The sequence below is a fragment of the Micromonospora sp. NPDC005298 genome (assembly GCF_040607375.1).
GTDB lineage: Bacteria > Actinomycetota > Actinomycetes > Mycobacteriales > Micromonosporaceae > Micromonospora.
In genome coordinates this window covers 208,915-224,712 of record NZ_JBEXGP010000002.1, presented here as the reverse complement: position 1 = coordinate 224,712, position 15,798 = coordinate 208,915, and the positions used below count along the sequence as shown (strand labels likewise).

Here is a 15,798-nt window from a genome sequence, read left to right as displayed (position 1 = left end):
GGATGGCGGGGTGGGACGCGTCGGGTCAGCGCCGGGCGGCGCGCCGCAGCCGGTCCGCCAGGCCACGGTCACGTACCTCGATCCGGGACTCGCCGACGAAGACGTCGAGCGTTCCGGAGGCGGCGTCCCGCAGGTGCACGACGATCGGCTCGTCGGCACCGGCGCTCGCGCCCGGGGCGTTCTGGGCGGCCGACAGACCCGGCACGGTGAGCGCGGCGGCGCCGAGGGTGGCGCTGGCCGCGGCGGTCAACGTCTGCCTGCGGGTCAGTCGCGGCCACTGCCGCTTCCGCTGATCACTGGTCATGGGCAACCTTTCCGGCTGCGGCGCGAACGCGCCCGCGGTGACGGACGGGTCCGGTGCCGTCTACCGACGCCGCCGGCCCCTCGGGGGACACCGGCGGCGATCCTCGCCGCGACCGCCGCCGGCACCGCTTGGTACGGGTGCCGGCGGGAAAAGGTTCGACCTCAGGGCCGGACGTGACCGTACGCGGTCGACCGCTTGCGCGCCGGTCGCCCGGCTGCCAGGGCGATGGCCCGCAACTGCTCCTCGGTACGCGCCGACCCGTTGTCGGAGCCGGCCATCCGCGAGATGGTCTCCTCCATCAGCGTGCCGCCCAGGTCGTTGCAGCCGCCCTGGAGCATCGCGACAGTGCCCTCGTCGCCCAACTTCACCCAGGAGCACTGGATGTTGTCGATGCGACCGTGCAGCAGCAGCCGGGCCATGGCGTGCGCCACCCGGTTCTCCCGCCAGGTCGGGCCGGGGCGGGCGATGCCGGCCAGGTAGATCGGGGCGTTGGTGTGCACGAACGGCAGCGCCACGAACTCGGTGAACCCGCCGGTGCGGTCCTGCACCCCGGCCAGCACCCGGAAGTGCGCCAGCCACTGCCCGGGATGGTCGACGTGGCCGTACATCATGGTGGAGCTGGACCGGATGCCCAGCTCGTGGGCCGTGCTGACCACGTCGACCCAGGCGGCGGCCGGCAGTTTGCCCTTGGTCAACACCCAGCGCACGTCGTCGTCGAGGATCTCGGCGGCGGTGCCCGGGATGGTGTCCAGCCCGGCCTCGCGCAGCTGGGTCAGCCAGTCGCGGACCGGCACGCCGGCCTTCGCGGCGGCGGTGACGATCTCCATCGGGGAGAACGCGTGCACGTGCATCTCCGGCACGCGGGCCTTGATCGCGCGCACGATGTCCGCGTACCCGGTGACCGGCATCTTCGGATCGATGCCGCCCTGGAGGCACACCTCGCTGGCACCGGCGGCCCACGCCTCCTCGGCCCGGTCGGCGACCTGGTCGACGGAGAGCCGGTAAGCGTCGGCGTCCCGCTCACGCTGGGCGAACGCGCAGAACCGGCAGCCCACGTAGCAGACGTTGCTGAAGTTGATGTTGCGGTTGACCACGTAGGTGACGTCGTCGCCGACCGCGTCGCGGCGCACGTCGTCGGCGAGCCGGCACAACTCGTCCAGCGCCGGCCCGTCCGCCCCGAACAGCGCCAGCGCCGCGTCGGTGTTGCCGGGCTCCAGAAGCGCCGCCGGGTCGTCGGCCGCGAGCCGCAGCCCGGCCGCCAGGTCGCGGTCCGCGCCACCGCCGACCGACACCGGGGGTACGCCGTCGCGGCGCGCCGCCGCCTCGGGCGTGACCTTGCCGGCGACCTCGGACCAGTCACCGTAGACGCTGTCGAAGTCGCCCCGCCGGTCGTCGGTCCGGCCGGTGGTGTCGATGGTGGCGTGCAGGTCCGTCCGCCCGCCGAACACCTCCTCCGGCTCCTGCCAGGGGTGGCCCTGCGGCATCGCCGACTCGACCGCCATGCCGGTTGCCGGGTCGGCGAGGGCGTTCACGTGCGGCGACAGCCGAGGGTCCAGCCACGGGTCGCCGGCCAGCACGTACTCGGGGTAGATCGTCAACCGCTCCCGCAGCGTGAACCCGGCCAGCTCGGTGTGCCGGGCCAACTCCTCGATCTGCGGCCAGGGACGCTCCGGGTTGACGTGGTCCGGGGTGAGCGGCGAGACACCACCCCAGTCGTCGATCCCGGCGCGCAGCAACAGGTCGTACTCGCCGGCGATGAGGTTCGGTGGGGCCTGGATGCGGGCCTTCGGGCCGAGCAGCAGTCGGGCCACCGCCACCGTGGCGGCCAGGTCGTGCAGCTCCGCGTCGGGCATGCCGCGCATCGCCGTGTCCGGCTTGGCGCGGAAGTTCTGCACGATCACCTCCTGGAGGTGGCCGTACTCCCGGTGGGCGCGGCGGATCGCGAAGAGCGCGTCCACCCGCTCGGCCGGGGTCTCGCCGATGCCGATCAGGATGCCAGTGGTGAACGGCACCCCGACCCGGCCCGCGTCATCGAGCACCCGCAACCGGACGGCGGGCTCCTTGTCGGGTGAGCCGAAGTGCGGGCCGCCCGGCTCGGACCAGAGCCGGGTGGCGGTGGTCTCCAGCATCATGCCCATGCTCGGCGCGACCGGCTTGAGCCGTTGCAGCTCCGACCAGGACAGCACACCCGGGTTGAGGTGCGGCAACAGTCCGGTCTCCTCCAGCACCGCCACCGCGCAGGCGCGCAGGTAGTCAAGTGTGGAGTCGTACCCGCGCTCGTCCAGCCAGCTCCGCGCCGCCGGCCAGCGCTCCTCGGGCCGGTCGCCGAGGGTGAACAGCGCCTCCTTGCAGCCCTGCGCCGCGCCCTCGCGGGCGATCGCGAGGACCTCGTCACGGTCGAGGAACGGCGCCGGCAGCCGGTGCGGCACGGTGGCGAACGTGCAGTAGTGGCAGCGGTCCCGGCAGAGCCGGGTCAGCGGGATGAAGACCTTCTTCGAGTACGTGACGACGCCCGGCCGCCCGGCCTCACGCAGCCCGGCGTCGCGGATCCCACCGGCCACCCGGAGCAGCTCGTCGAGGGCGTCACCGCGGGCGGAGAGCAACGCGGTCGCCTCGTCGACGTCGAGGGCCCGTCCGGTCGCGGCCCGGCCCAGCGCCCGCCGCACACTCGCCTCGCTGGGACCGGAGTGGGTGCGATCAACCATCCACTCAGCCTATGCGCAACAGGTCCCCACCCGCCCCGGCCCCGCCCCCGCCCTACCGATCTTGCACTTTCGGTCGCGGCAAAAGCGGTATACCGCTCATGTCGACAACCGAAAGTGCAAGATCGGCGCGGGATGGTCGGTGCTGGCTCAGCGCGGGCCGTCGGGGTTGATGTGCTGGGTACGGTCGCCGTCCGTGTTGGCGGGACGGATGGTTTGGGTCGGGTCGGCGGCGCCCGGCTCGGCGGACTGGCGCGGGATGGCCTGGGTCGGGTCCGCCGACGGCGGCTGCCCGAACGGCGGAGCGGGCGGCCCGGACTGCGGCGCCTGGTTCACCGGTGGGGCCGACTGCGGGAACGGCGGCGCGGACTGCGGAGCCGACTGGAACGGCGGGGCCGACTGCGGGTGGGCCGACTGCGGGGCCTGGAACGGCGGCGAGGACTGCCCGTACTGGGCCGGCGGGTATCCGCCCGGCTGACCGGCCTGGGGGTAGCCACCCGGCTGACCGGGAGCGGGCCACCCGCCCTGCGGCTGACCACCGGGCTGACCCGGCCACCCTCCCTGCTGCTGCGGCCAACCCGGCTGGGGCTGGCCGTACACGCCCGGCTGCGCCTTCGGCTTGGGCACGTAGTAGAGGGTGCGCCACAGCGTGAAGACCACCCAGGCGGCGACCGCGAAGATCACCAACCAGGCGAACCGGGTGAGTACGCCCAGCAGCGCGTCGAGGACCTCGGTCTCGGCCAGCCGGCCCACCGTCCAGACCAGCAGGGTCAACGTGCCGAACAGCGCGCTGACCGCGTACTCGCCGAGAGCCACCTGCGTGATCAGCTTGGCCTTCGGCAGCACCGGGGAGATGTGGGTGGCCAGCAGCACGGCCAGCAGCGGCAGGACCACCGCCTCGATCCCGACGAACGCGAAGAAGGCGCTGCCCGCGCGGTCGGTGAAGTCGCTGTAGTCGTTCGGCGCGATCAGTCGGAGCAGGCCCACGAAGAGGAACACGGCGTTCGCGCCGAGCAGGGCGAGCGCACCCAGTTCGCGTAGTGGCTTGGTCAGCTGGCGGGCCTGCGTCGCGTCGGTGGACGCGGGCTCGGCGGGGCTGGTCACGAGCTCCCCCTCGGGGCGTGGACGGACAGGGCGCACGTGAGCCTAGTCTCCCCGGGCACCGGCGGACCGGAGGCGTCTCGTGCGCGAGGATGGTCGACATGCGCATCGTGGTTCTGGCCGGCGGCATCGGCGGCGCCCGGTTCCTGCTCGGCGTCCGGGCGTACGCCCGCGAGGTCGGCGCCGAGGTGACCGCCGTCGTCAACGTCGGCGACGACCTGTGGCTGCACGGGTTGAAGATCTGTCCCGACCTGGACAGCGTCATGTACACCCTCGGCGGCGGCGCCGACCCCGAGCGGGGCTGGGGCCGGGTCGGGGAGAGCTGGACGGTCAAGACGGAGCTGGCCGCGTACGGGGCGGAGCCGACCTGGTTCGGCCTCGGCGACAAGGACATCGCCACCCACCTGGTCCGCAGCACCATGCTCAACGGCGGTTACCCGCTCAGCGCGGTCACCGAGGCGCTGGCGACCCGCTGGGAGCCGGGCGTACGCCTGCTGCCGGCGACCGACGACCGGCTGGAGACCCACGCGGTGGTCGAGGACGACCAGGGTCAGCGGGCCATCCACTTCCAGGAGTGGTGGGTGCGGTACCGGGCGGACATTCCGACGCACCGTTTCGTCTTCGTGGGCGCGGAGACGGCGAAGCCGGCACCGGGGGTGCTGGACGCCATCGGCACGGCCGATCTGGTGCTGGTCGCACCGAGCAACCCGGTGGTGAGCGTCGCGCCGGTGCTGGCCGTACCCGGTCTGCGTGAGGCGGTGGCCGACGGCCCGGCGCCGGTGGTGGGTGTTTCGCCGATCATCGGCGGCGCGCCGGTGCGGGGCATGGCCGACCGGTGCCTGGCCGTGCTCGGTGCCGAGTGCAGCGCGGCGGGGGTGGGCCGGCTCTACGGGGGCCGCGCGGCCGGTGGCCTGCTGGACGGCTGGCTGGTCGCCGAGGAGGACGCGGGCACGGTGGTGCCGGAGGTGACGGTCCGCGCGGTGCCGTTGCGGATGACCGACGAGGCGGCGACGGCGGCGATGGTCCGCGCCGCGGTGGAGTTGACGTGAGGCTGGAGATCCTGCCGGTGCTGGGCATCGGCCACGTGACCGAGGGCGACGACCTGGCGGCGTTGATCGCGACCGCCGCGCCCTGGCTGCGCGACGGTGACGTGCTGGTGGTCACCAGCAAGATCGTCTCGAAGGCCGAGGGGCGGCTGGTCGACGTTCCGGCGGACGGGCCCGAGCGGCTCGCCGCGCGCGACGAGGTGCTGGCGGCGGAGACCGCGCGGGTGGTCGCCAGCCGGGGAGCGACCCGGATCGTGCAGACCCACCACGGCTTCGTGATGGCCTCCGCGGGCATCGACGCGTCGAACGTGGACAAGACCCGGCTGGTGCTGCTTCCGGTGGACCCGGACGCGTCGGCCCGCGCCCTGCGCGCCGCGCTGCGCGAGCAGTACGGGCTGGACGTCGCCGTGATCGTCACCGACACGATGGGGCGGCCCTGGCGCAACGGGCTCACCGACGTGGCGCTCGGCGTGGCGGGGATGCCGGCCATCCGCGACCACCGGGGCGAGGTCGACCCGTACGGCAACGAGCTGCAACTGACGCAGATGGCCGTGGTGGACGAACTGGCCGCCGCCGGCGAGCTGATCAAGGGCAAGTGTGACCAGGTCCCGGTCGCCGTGGTCCGGGGCTATCTCTCGGCCGCCGACGCCCCGGACGGCGATGGCGCGAAGGTGCTGGTGCGCGACGCCGCACAGGACCTCTTCTCCCTCGGCACCGCCGAGGCCCGGGCGGCCGGCCTGGCCGACGCCGTCACGCTGGCCGACGGTCCCGGCCGGACGCCTGCCGATCCGGCGGCGACGCGACGGGCGCTCGAGTCGGTCGCCGGCGTGGTCGCGCCCGGCACGGTCTTCACCCTGGTCGACGAATCCGAGGTACGCGCCGGACTGATCGCCGAGGTGCCGGGGTGGCCGGACGGCGCCACCGCCCTGGTGCTCGGCTCGCCGCCGGCCCCGGTCGACCCGATGGACCTGGTCCGCTTCGGCGCCGACCTGCACCGGCTGCGCGTCGCCCTGGCCGCCGAGGGCATCGGATCGGCCCTGCTCCCCCCGCCGTCCGGCAGTACGGCGAGCGCCGCGCTGGCCCTGTGATCCGCCCCGGCCGCGCTCAGGCGCCGCCGCGCTCAGGCGTCGAGCATGGCCCGGCCGAGTGGGGTCAGCGTGTGCAGCACCCGGTTGCGGTCACGGTGGCTGACGAGCAGGCCGGCGTTGCGCAGCACGGTGGCGTGCTGACTCGCCGCCGCCGGTGAGATGTTGAGCTGCCGGGCCACCTCACCGGTGGTGCAGCCGTCGTCGGTGGCCTGCAACACCGCCGCCCTGGTCCGCCCGAGCAGCGCGGCGAGCGAGTCCCGGCCGGCGCCGGCCGCACCGGGTGCGGTGCCGTCGGTCGGGGCCAACCCGCCCAGCCGGTCCACCGGATAGACGAGCACCGGCGGCAACGCCGGATCGAGCAGGGCGACCGGGGTGCTCGCGCAGAAGAACGACGGCACCAGCAGCAACCCCCGGCCGTCCAGGTGCAGCTCGCGGTGGTGCGGGTAGTCGCGCACCTCGAGGACGCCGCCCTCCCAGCGCATCGCCGGCCGCAGGCTGGTGAGGAGCCCCTCCACACCGTCGTCGAGCAGCGCCCGCGCCCGGCGGGACCGGTCCGCAGCCACCGCCGCCTGGATCCGGTGCCAGTACGGGCCGATCGCCAACGACCGGTACTGCTCCATCGACTCGGCGAGGTGGTGCAGCACCGCCACGTCGCCACGGGCCAGCGCGGCGGCCGAGGACGGCAGCGGCGTCTCGGCGGCCAGCACACCCAGGTCCCGGCGCAGCAGCTCGATCGGGGTGCTGCGGACCGCGTCCAGTCCGGCCTCGAAACCGTCGACACTCGCGTACGGGGTGAGGAAGTCGGGGAAGTACCCACGCGGCGGGTTCAGCGCGAAGAGCAGTTTGAGCTGCTCGGAGGCGGCGTCCTGGCGTAGCTCCCGGCTCACTGTGCGTCGCCAGGCAGACGTCAGTGGGTCGCGGTTGCGACCCTGCAACGTGTGCAGGCTCAGGACCAGCTCCCAGACCGGGTCCGCCGCCGGGGCCACCCGGGTCCGGAGGATGTCCTCGCCCGAAAAGTGGATCTTCAGCATGGAGCACTCCCGTGTCGCCGGCAGGGGGATACCGGGTGACCGTTCGACTCTACCTGCCCGGCAGTTATCTCCATCTTTAAGCCTGGGATGAAAAACCTCGACGCCTCCCGGAACAGTTCGGCATGCTTCCAGTGCCCGAACACGGCACCGATGCGTCATGGACGTCTCGACGCCTGGGCACCGGGACCGGGAGGTCCGGTGATCGGGCGGCACCACGAGGGTCTGCGGCCCTTGCTCCGCAGAGGTGCCGTCCGATCATTTCGCCTCCGCGCCCGCTCACCCCACCCAGAGCGCGACCCGGTGGTCCTCGTCGGTGACGTAGAAGACCCGCCCGTCGAGCGTGGCCAGCCCCTCGACGTGGTGGAACGGCGCCAGCTCCGCCACCACCTCCCCGTCGAGCCGGTACGCGTCCGACACTCCACCGGCCGGCAGCCGGAACCGGACGTGCCGCGACGTGACGTCACCCCCACCCGGATGGTCGTCGAGCAGCACCGAGCCCTTGCCCAGCGCGTCGATCGACCCGATCACCGCGTCGTACCCGCCGTCGGCGCTCGGCGTGATGGCCCGGAACCCGGTCAACGCCCCCGGAGGCGTCACCCCGCTCACCGCGTACGCCCCCACCGCCCGGGGCCACACCGGCTCCGCCGCGAACATGCCAGGCACGTCGGCCACCTCCACCACGATCGGCTCACCGGCCGAGGTGACCGGGAAGCGCAGCCCCAGCAGCACCGTCCCGGCCCGGGTGAACGCCGCCGCCTCCACGTTCAGCGGCAGGTCGTCCGGGGCCAGTCGGGCCACCCAGCTCTTCGCCCGGGCGGTCCCCCGGGCCAGGGTCTCCACGATGAACCGGTCCCGCACCCGCTCCCCCGGTGGCAGCAGGCTCAACGGCGCCACGGCGAGAGCGTCGTTGACCGCCCGGTGCAGCCGGAACCGGTTCCGGACCACCTGCACCCGCAGCGGACCGCCCGCCGCGTCGTCCTCCCGGAACCGGGCCACGAAGGCACGCCGAGGGCGCAGCGGGCCGCCCTTGGACCCGAAGTGGGAGCCGAAGACGTACACCCAGCCGTCGTGGTGGGCGAGCGCCTCACCGTCCTCGGTGCGGCCGTTCTCACCCCCGGCGTCCGCCACCACGTGCCGGGCAGTCCACTCGCCGTCCTCCAGCTCCAGCAGCAGCGCCAGGCAGCGCTCCACCGGTCCCTCGTCCAGCACCGTCCAGAAGCCCCGCCGGGCGCCGTACGCGCGCAGCAGCGCCGCCGAACGCACCGGCAGCAGATCACTGGCCTCGTTGCCGGCCACCACGAATTCGACGAGCCGCAGGGTCACCGAGCCAGGGTACGGAGCGGACGCTCGTACAGTGACGAGGTGCCCGACACCGTGCTCACCGGACCCGCCGCCCACCCGACCGACCCCGAGGCGTACGCCGCGCTGCACGCCGACGCCGCCGCGCTGCTCGGCGGCTGGCAGCCCACCAGCCCGGACGCCGCCGCCGCGCGCGATAGGACCCTCGCGGCACTGGCCGCCGGCCCGGTCGCGATGAGCCGACAACACCGTCCCGGGCACCTCACCGCCAGCGCGCTGATCCTCGACCCGACCGGCTCGCGGGTGCTGCTCTGCCTGCACGGCAAGTTCGGCATGTGGGTGCAGCTCGGCGGGCACTGCGAACCCACCGACGAGACCCTGGTGGGCACCGCGCTGCGGGAGGCCACCGAGGAGTCCGGGATCGACGGCCTGCGCATCGACCCCGTGCCGATCGACGTGGACGTCCACGAGGTCGGCTGCCAGGGCGGCTCACTGCACTTCGACGTCCGGTTCGCCGTACTCGCGCCGCCCGGCGCGGTGGAACAGGTCAGCGACGAGGCCGAGGCGCTGGGGTGGTTCCCGCCGGACGCGCTGCCCGACCCGCTGGCCGGCGGGACCGCGCAGCTCGTCGCTCCGGGCCTCGCGGCCCTCAGACGTAACCCTCTTCGCCTCGTTCCTTGAGCTCGTCGACCAGGGCCTTGACGTCCTGCGCCCGGTCGCGCGGGCAGACGAGCACCGCGTCCGGAGTGTCCACCACGATCAGATCGCGAAGCCCGAGAACGGCCACCATCCGGCCGGACTGCGGGACCACCACCAGGTCCGCGGTGTCGTGCAGCAGTACGGCAGGCTTGGCGTCGGCGCCACCGAGCACCACGTTGCCCGCCTCGTCGGCCGGCAGCACCTCACCGAGGGTGTGGAAGTCGCCGACGTCGTTCCAGCCGAAGTCGCCAGGCACCGTGGCCACCCGACCCGCGGTGGCGGCGCCCTCCATGACCGCGTAGTCGACGGAGATCTTCGGCAGGGTCGGCCAGACTGCCCCGAGCACCTCGTCCTGCTCGGGGGTGCCCCAGGCGGCGGCGATCGCGGTGACACCCGCGTGCAGCGCCGGCTGCTGGCGGGCCAGCTCGGCGAGGAAGACGTCCACCCGCCACACGAACATGCTGGCGTTCCACAGGTGGCGTCCGGAGCGGACGTACGCCTCGGCGACGTCGACGGCCGGCTTCTCCTTGAACTCGGTGACGACCCGCCACGGCGTGCCGGGGGTCTCCTCGCCGGTCTCCAGGTAGCCGTAGCCGGTCTCCGGTCGGGTCGGGGTGATCCCGACGGTCATCAACAGACCTCGCTCGGCACCGAGGGCGGCCTCCTGAACCGTGCGCACCCAGCTCTCCGGGTCGCCGATCAGGTGGTCGGCGGCGAAGCTGCCCATCACCGCCTCCGGCTCGCGCAACGCGATCACCGCCGCGGCCAGCGCGATCGCCGCGCAGGAGTCCCGTGGGGACGGCTCGACGAGGATGTTCTCCTCGGGCAGGCCGGCCAGTTGCCGGGCCACCGCCGTGACGTGCGCGGCGCCGGTGACCACAAGGGTGCGTTCGGGGGTGGTCAACGGCGCGAGCCGGGTCACCGTCGCCTGGAGCAGCGAAGCGTTGGTGCCGGTCAGCGGGTGGAGGAACTTGGGGTGGCCGGCGCGGGACAACGGCCACAACCTCGTGCCGCTGCCACCCGCCGGGATGACCGCATAGAGCATCCGCACATCATGCCCGACGGACGTCGGGCCGGTGGCCGGGTCGCCCACCGCGCCCTCGACGCTCACGAGCGGGCGCGACTCCAGGCGGCGATGTGCACCTCGGCGCTGGACTCCCAGGTGAACTCCTTGGCCCGGTCGAAACCGGCCTTCGCCAGCGTCAACCGGCGCTGCTCGTCGTCGAGCAGGGCGGCCAGGTCGGTGCCGATCTGCTCGGCGTCCTCAGAGGTGTACGCGACCGCGTCGCCACCCACCTCGGGCAGCGACAGTCGGGGGGTGGTGAGCACCGGCGCGGCGCACGCCATCGCCTCGAGGATCGGCAGGCCGAACCCCTCCCCGTACGACGGGTAGGCGGCGACCAGCGCGCCACCGAGGAAGCCGGGCAGGTCCCCGTAGCGCAGGTAGCCGGGGCGCAGCAGGCGCAGGTGCGAGGGGACCTCGGCCACGGCGCGGTCGATGTCGTCGTCGTGGCCCTGCCCGCCGGCGATCACCAGGGCCGGCGGGTCGTCCCGGTCGGCCACCGCACGCGCCCAACCACGGATCAGGTTCGGCACGTTCTTGCGCGGCTCCTTGGCGCCGAGGAAGGCGACGTAGCTGCTGTTGCCGAGCCCCAGCCGGGCGCGTACCCGGGCCTTCTCCTCCTCGCTCGGCGCGTGGAAGGCGGCGTGGTCGACCCCGTGGTAGGCCACGTCGATGCGGGTCGGGTCGGCGTCGAGCAGCCGGATCAGCTCGTCCCGGGTGGCCTTGCTGGGCACGATCACCCGGTTGGCGCGCCGCATCGAGGTCTTGATGGCGCTGCGGAAGAACGTCCGGCGCGACTTGTCGTAGTGCTCCGGCTCGGTGAAGAACGTCGCGTCGTGCACGGTGACCGTGACCGGACAGCCAGCGCGCAGCGGGCAGGTGTAGAAGGGCGAGTGGAGCACGTGCGCGCCCACCTGCTGGGCCAGCAGCGGCAGGCCGGTCTGCTCCCAGGCGAGGCGCGCCGGGCGGTGCGCCACGGCGGCCGGCGCCGGGATGATCTCGGCGCCGGGCAGCATCCGCGTGTACCGCTCCAGGTCGGTGCGGAGGCTGACCACGGCCAGCTCCACCCCCGACCCGCAGACCTTGCCGAGGGCACCGAGCAGACCGTCGACGTATCGACCGACACCACCGCGGTCGGCGGGGACACTCGTGGCGTCGATGAGCACGCGGGGCGGGCGACCGGCGGTCACGGGGCGACTCCTTGCACTGGCGGGTCTGTGGGGAACAACACTCCGGGGGTAAAGCCTACGCCGGAGTACGGGGCCGACGCTGACTGCGACCCGACGGTACGCCGACTTGTCATCGTCTTCGAGTACGGCTCCCGGGGGCGTATCGTTCGCGCCGATGGCCGACAACATTGCCCGGGTGTTCGCCGACGCGATCGCGACCGACCCGACCCGACCGCTACTGACCTGGTACGACGACGCCAGCGGCGACCGCACCGAGCTGTCCGGCGCCACACTGGCGAACTGGGTGGCGAAGACCGCGAACCTGCTCGTCGACGAGGTTGGTCTCGCGCCGGGCACACCGGCCGGGGTGCTGCTGCCGCCGCACTGGCAGACGGCGGCTGTGCTGCTGGGCTGCTGGTCGGCCAAGTTGATCGTCACCGACACGCCGGGTGACGTGGACGTGCTGTTCGCGGCGGCCGACCGGTTCGACGAGGCTCAGTCCTGGTCGGCCGACGAGCGGTACGCCCTGGGCCTGTCCCCGCTCGCCGCCCCGCTGCGGCAGGTGCCGGCCGGGTTCGCCGACTACGTGGTCGAGGTACGCCGGCACGGCGACCACTTCACCCCGCAGTCCGGCGCGGGCCCCGCCGACGCGACCCTGCTGGCCCGCGCCGAGGCACGGGCCGTTGAACTGGGCGTCGAGCCCGGCGCCCGGGTCCTGATCGACGCCGACCGCTACACCGACCCGGTCGACTGGCTGCTGGCCCCGCTCACCCGCGCCGCGACCGTGGTCCTCTGCGCCAACCTGGACCCGGCCCGCGTGACCGCCCGCCAGTCCACCGAGAAGACCACCCACACCCTCCCCTGACCCCACCGCCCCGCCGTGGTGGGCGACGAGTGGTGCCGCGCACCTTTCGCGCGGCACCACAACTCCGTGACCGAGGCCAGCGGGGGTCAGGTTCGAGGGCGGGACTGGGCGAAGGTGGCGAACGCGGTCAGGGACTCGGGGTTGGCCAGGGCACCCTTGGCCGCCGCGCGGTCGACCGGGGTGCCGGTGAGGATCTTCTTGACCGGGACCTCCAGCTTCTTCGCCGACAGGGTGCGGGGGACGGCGCGTACCTGGTGGATCTCGTCGGGCACGTGCCGGGGCGAGAGCGCGGTCCGCAACTCCCGGCAGATCTTCTTGCGCAGCGCGTCGTCCAGCTCGAGGCCGTCGGTCAGCACCACGAAGAGCAGCAGCTCACCGGCGCCGCCCTCGTCGTCCTCCAGGTGCACGACGACCGAGTCGACGACCTCGTCGAGGCCCTCGACCACCGAGTAGAACTCGGCGGTGCCCAGCCGCACCCCGCCTCGGTTGAGGGTGGCGTCGGAGCGTCCGGTGATCACGCAGCCGCCACGGGAGTTGATGGTGATCCAGTCGCCGTGCCGCCAGACGCCCTGGTAGACGTCGAAGTAGGCCTCGCGGTAGCGGGTGCCGTCCGGGTCGTTCCAGAAGCCCACCGGCATGCTCGGCATCGGCTCGGTGATCACCAGCTCGCCCAGTTCGCCGATCACCGGGGTGCCGTCGGCGGACCGGGCCTCCACCTTGGCGCCCAGCGCCCGGCAGGCGATCTCACCGGCGTACACCGGTAGCAGCGGCACCCCGCCGACGAAGCCTGTGCACACGTCGGTGCCGCCGGAGAGGGACTGGAGCTGCACGCGGTCGCTGACGGTGTCGTACACCCATCCGAAGCCCTCGGCGGGCAGGGGCGCTCCGGTCGAACCGACGCCGCGCAGCGCGGACAGGTCGGCGATGTCCCGGGGCACCAGGCCGGCCTTGCGGCAGGCCAGCAGGAACGGCGCGGAGGTGCCGAAGTACGTGGTGCCGGTCTCGGCCGCCAGCCGCCACAGCCCACCCAGGTCGGGGTGGCCCGGGTTGCCGTCGAACAGCACGATGGCCGCCCCCACCGCCGGCCCGGACACCAGGAAGTTCCACATCATCCAGCCGGTGGTGGTGAACCAGAAGAACCGGTCGGACGGGCCCAGGTCGTGGTGCAGGGCGAGCATCTTCAGATGCTCCAGCAGGATGCCGCCGTGACCGTGCACGATCGGCTTGGGCAGCCCGGTGGTGCCCGAGGAGTACAGCACGTACAGCGGGTGGTCGAACGGCACCGGCGTGAACGTCGACGGCTCGTCGGTGGGGGCGGCCAACTCCGCCCAGCTCAGCACGCCGTCCTCGGGGGTGGCAGCCGGATCGAGGTACGCGATGCCGACGGTGTGCCGCAGCGACGGCAGGGCCGCGCGGATCGCGGCGACCTCGGCGCGCCGGTCCACCGGCTTGTCGCCGTACCGGTAGCCGTCCACGGCGACCAGGACTGTCGGCTCGATCTGCTGCCAGCGGTCGGTGACACTGCGGGTGCCGAACTCGGGCGCGCAGGACGAGAAGACCGCGCCCAGGCTGGCGGTGGCGAGCAGCAGGACGTACGTCTCCGGGATGTTCGGGGCGTACGCCGCCACCCGGTCCCCGACGGTGACGCCGAGCCGGCGCAGCCCGGCCGACACCCGACGGACCTGCTCGCGCAGTTCCCCGGCGGTCAGGGTGACCGGCGCGCGGGTCTGACCGTGCGCGACGACCACCGGGTCGTCGTCGGCGCGGCCGGGCATCCGCAGCACGTTCTGCGCGTAGTTGAGCGTTGCCCCGGGGAACCAGCGCGCCCCGGGCATGCCCCGCTCGGCGAGGGTGGCGGTCGGCGGGGTGTGCGCGATCACCTCGAAGTGGTCCCAGATCGAACGCCAGAAGCCGTCCAGGTCGGTGACCGACCACTGCCACAGCGCGTCGTAGTCGGCGAAGTCCAGTCCGCGGTGCTCCCGCAGCCAGCGCAGGTACTCGCCGATCCGGGACCGTTCGCGTACGTCCGCCGGCGGCGCCCACAGCATGTCACCCACTGCTCCACCCTCCCCCTGGCCCGGCACGACACTGTGAATGGGCCGTGGCGCCATCTTGCCCTACCTCGAAGCGCCATTCTGCGCACCGGGTACGCCGATCGACGCGTGCGCGGCCCACACTCCACCTGGCCGACCCATGTGGTTCAGCCCGCGCGGTGGGCCTGGATGGCGCGGCGGCGGGCCAGCCGGTGCGCCCGACGGATCTCCGCCTCCCGGTACCGGCGCTCGTCCTCCGGTGTCTCGGGCAGCACCGGGCGGACCACCCGGGGCGCCCCGCCCACGTCCACGCCGACGAAGACCAGGTAAGCGGTGGCCACCCGCACCGGCTCGTCCTCGGCCGAGTCCCAGCGTTCCGCGACGACCCGTACGCCCACCTCCATCGAGGTCTGCCCGGTCCAGTTCACCTGGGCGTGCGCGTGCACCAGGTCGCCGACCCGTACCGCCTCGGAGAAGACGATCTCGTCGATCGCCGCGGTGACGGCCGTACCGCCGCTGTGCCGGGCGGCTGAGGCTCCCGCCACGTCATCGACGAACTTCATCAGAACTCCACCGTGCACGGTGCCGTAGAGGTTCACGTCGACCGCGGTCATGATCTTACTCAGGGTGACGCGGGAGTACGACGTCGGCTTGCCGGTCGGAGCGGCGGAGAGGTGCTCGGTCATGCCGGAAACGGTACGGTGCGCGGATGCGACATCTCTGGAGCTTCCTCGCCGGGCTGGTGGTGGCGCCCATCACCTGGGTGCTCGTCACACTGGGGCAGGACGGGTCGAGCCGGACGGTCGACCGCTGGGTGGAGATCGGCACCTTCAACACCGCCAACCTGATCGAGCCGGCCGTCTACCTCGGCGTCGGCGGTGTCCTGCTGGGTCTGCTCGGCACGCTGCGGCTCTCGCCGCTGGGCCCGCTGGTTGCCGGGCTGCTGCTGGTCATCCCGTACGTCGGGATGTTCGTGGCGCCGTTCGAGGTGCGCGACGCGGTCCCGCAGGACTGGAAGGTGTTCGGCGACCCGCTGCCGCTTCGGCTGCCGGTGGAGAACGGCACACTCTTCCTGATCGGCATGCTGCTGCTGATGGCGACGTTCAGCCGGCAGCGTTGGCGGCAGTGGCCTCAGCCGGCGGCCACACCGGTCGAGGCGGCCGTGACCACGCCGTCGGACGGCCCGCGTAGCGACAACTTCACCCTGACCGACTGGCCGCCCGCGGAGCCCGCCGACCGCGACGCCGCTCCGCTCACCCTCGGTTACCCGGCCGAACCGACGCCCACCGAGCCGCTGCCGCGCCGGGTCGGCGGCGAATCACCGTGGTCTGCCCCGCCGCGCGGCCAACCGCGCCCCGAGGACACCACCGAGATCCGTTGATCGTCGGGCGGGCCGGG

At 73.2% G+C, this 15,798-nt stretch carries 14 protein-coding genes; 5 read left to right on the top strand and 9 right to left on the bottom strand.

What is annotated here, in order from left to right:
* Nucleotides 1-25: 25 nt before the first annotated feature.
* The 3 genes from ABZS77_RS05680 to ABZS77_RS05670 form a co-directional block, all read right to left on the bottom strand.
* Nucleotides 26-304, bottom strand: coding sequence for a hypothetical protein (locus tag ABZS77_RS05680; protein ID WP_354817765.1), 279 nt, complete (start codon nucleotides 302-304; stop codon nucleotides 26-28).
* A 161-nt stretch (nucleotides 305-465) separates the two neighbouring features.
* Entirely contained in the window at nucleotides 466-3,009 is a 2,544-nt protein-coding gene (locus ABZS77_RS05675) for a bifunctional FO biosynthesis protein CofGH (protein ID WP_354817762.1), read from the bottom strand.
* 147 nt (nucleotides 3,010-3,156) lie between these two features.
* Nucleotides 3,157-4,110, bottom strand: coding sequence for a hypothetical protein (locus ABZS77_RS05670; RefSeq protein WP_354817759.1), 954 nt, complete (start codon nucleotides 4,108-4,110; stop codon nucleotides 3,157-3,159).
* Nucleotides 4,111-4,208: 98 nt separating this feature from the next.
* Between ABZS77_RS05670 and cofD the strand changes: the two genes are divergently transcribed.
* Both cofD and ABZS77_RS05660 read left to right on the top strand, forming a co-directional pair.
* Nucleotides 4,209-5,156, top strand: coding sequence for a 2-phospho-L-lactate transferase (gene cofD, locus ABZS77_RS05665; protein ID WP_354817756.1), 948 nt, complete (start codon nucleotides 4,209-4,211; stop codon nucleotides 5,154-5,156).
* Nucleotides 5,153-6,241: a coenzyme F420-0:L-glutamate ligase gene (locus tag ABZS77_RS05660; protein ID WP_354817753.1), complete on the top strand. Its 1,089-nt coding sequence runs from the start codon at nucleotides 5,153-5,155 to the stop codon at nucleotides 6,239-6,241. Before cofD ends, ABZS77_RS05660 begins: the two co-directional genes overlap by 4 nt.
* A gap of 32 nt (nucleotides 6,242-6,273) precedes the next feature.
* On the opposite strand, the gene ABZS77_RS05655 is transcribed toward ABZS77_RS05660, so the two are convergent.
* Together ABZS77_RS05655 and ABZS77_RS05650 are read right to left on the bottom strand one after the other, a co-directional pair.
* Entirely contained in the window at nucleotides 6,274-7,272 is a 999-nt protein-coding gene (locus ABZS77_RS05655) for a winged helix-turn-helix domain-containing protein (protein WP_354817750.1), read from the bottom strand.
* 276 nt (nucleotides 7,273-7,548) lie between these two features.
* A complete protein-coding gene (locus tag ABZS77_RS05650; protein WP_354817747.1) occupies nucleotides 7,549-8,595 on the bottom strand; it encodes a hypothetical protein in 1,047 nt (348 codons plus the stop codon).
* A gap of 39 nt (nucleotides 8,596-8,634) precedes the next feature.
* Here ABZS77_RS05650 and ABZS77_RS05645 point away from each other — a divergent pair, with 39 nt between their 5' ends.
* Complete coding sequence (locus ABZS77_RS05645) at nucleotides 8,635-9,252, top strand: NUDIX hydrolase (RefSeq protein WP_354817744.1); 618 nt, start codon at nucleotides 8,635-8,637, stop codon at nucleotides 9,250-9,252.
* Here the strand turns inward: ABZS77_RS05645 and ABZS77_RS05640 are convergent.
* Both ABZS77_RS05640 and ABZS77_RS05635 read right to left on the bottom strand, forming a co-directional pair.
* Nucleotides 9,221-10,315, bottom strand: a complete 1,095-nt coding sequence (locus tag ABZS77_RS05640) for a sugar phosphate nucleotidyltransferase (protein ID WP_354819546.1) — start codon at nucleotides 10,313-10,315, stop codon at nucleotides 9,221-9,223. The genes ABZS77_RS05645 and ABZS77_RS05640 overlap by 32 nt on opposite strands.
* A 62-nt stretch (nucleotides 10,316-10,377) precedes the next feature.
* Nucleotides 10,378-11,523: a glycosyltransferase family 1 protein gene (locus ABZS77_RS05635; protein WP_354817741.1), complete on the bottom strand. Its 1,146-nt coding sequence runs from the start codon at nucleotides 11,521-11,523 to the stop codon at nucleotides 10,378-10,380.
* 154 nt (nucleotides 11,524-11,677) lie between these two features.
* Here ABZS77_RS05635 and ABZS77_RS05630 point away from each other — a divergent pair, with 154 nt between their 5' ends.
* Entirely contained in the window at nucleotides 11,678-12,367 is a 690-nt protein-coding gene (locus tag ABZS77_RS05630; RefSeq protein ID WP_354817738.1) for a TIGR03089 family protein, read from the top strand.
* An 86-nt stretch (nucleotides 12,368-12,453) separates the two neighbouring features.
* On the opposite strand, the gene ABZS77_RS05625 is transcribed toward ABZS77_RS05630, so the two are convergent.
* Nucleotides 12,454-14,424, bottom strand: coding sequence for an acetoacetate--CoA ligase (locus ABZS77_RS05625; RefSeq protein ID WP_354817735.1), 1,971 nt, complete (start codon nucleotides 14,422-14,424; stop codon nucleotides 12,454-12,456).
* 143 nt (nucleotides 14,425-14,567) lie between these two features.
* The gene (locus ABZS77_RS05620) at nucleotides 14,568-15,086 is read right to left on the bottom strand and encodes an acyl-CoA thioesterase (protein WP_354817732.1); all 519 of its coding nucleotides are present in this window, start codon (nucleotides 15,084-15,086) and stop codon (nucleotides 14,568-14,570) included.
* 23 nt (nucleotides 15,087-15,109) lie between these two features.
* Between ABZS77_RS05620 and ABZS77_RS05615 the strand changes: the two genes are divergently transcribed.
* The gene (locus ABZS77_RS05615; protein ID WP_354817729.1) at nucleotides 15,110-15,781 is read left to right on the top strand and encodes a hypothetical protein; all 672 of its coding nucleotides are present in this window, start codon (nucleotides 15,110-15,112) and stop codon (nucleotides 15,779-15,781) included.
* Nucleotides 15,782-15,798: the final 17 nt, after the last annotated feature.

What these genes read in the sequence shown, in the direction of transcription:
- ABZS77_RS05680 (WP_354817765.1), bottom strand. Translation starts at nt 304, where the DNA reads ATGACCAGTGATCAGCGGAAGCGGCAGTGGCCGCGACTGACCCGCAGG.
- ABZS77_RS05640 (WP_354819546.1), bottom strand. Translation starts at nt 10,315, where the DNA reads ATGCTCTATGCGGTCATCCCGGCGGGTGGCAGCGGCACGAGGTTGTGG.
- ABZS77_RS05620 (WP_354817732.1), bottom strand. Translation starts at nt 15,086, where the DNA reads ATGACCGAGCACCTCTCCGCCGCTCCGACCGGCAAGCCGACGTCGTAC.
- ABZS77_RS05615 (WP_354817729.1), top strand. Translation starts at nt 15,110, where the DNA reads ATGCGACATCTCTGGAGCTTCCTCGCCGGGCTGGTGGTGGCGCCCATC.
- ABZS77_RS05655 (WP_354817750.1), bottom strand. Translation starts at nt 7,272, where the DNA reads ATGCTGAAGATCCACTTTTCGGGCGAGGACATCCTCCGGACCCGGGTG.
- ABZS77_RS05630 (WP_354817738.1), top strand. Translation starts at nt 11,678, where the DNA reads ATGGCCGACAACATTGCCCGGGTGTTCGCCGACGCGATCGCGACCGAC.
- cofD (WP_354817756.1), top strand. Translation starts at nt 4,209, where the DNA reads ATGCGCATCGTGGTTCTGGCCGGCGGCATCGGCGGCGCCCGGTTCCTG.
- ABZS77_RS05675 (WP_354817762.1), bottom strand. Translation starts at nt 3,009, where the DNA reads ATGGTTGATCGCACCCACTCCGGTCCCAGCGAGGCGAGTGTGCGGCGG.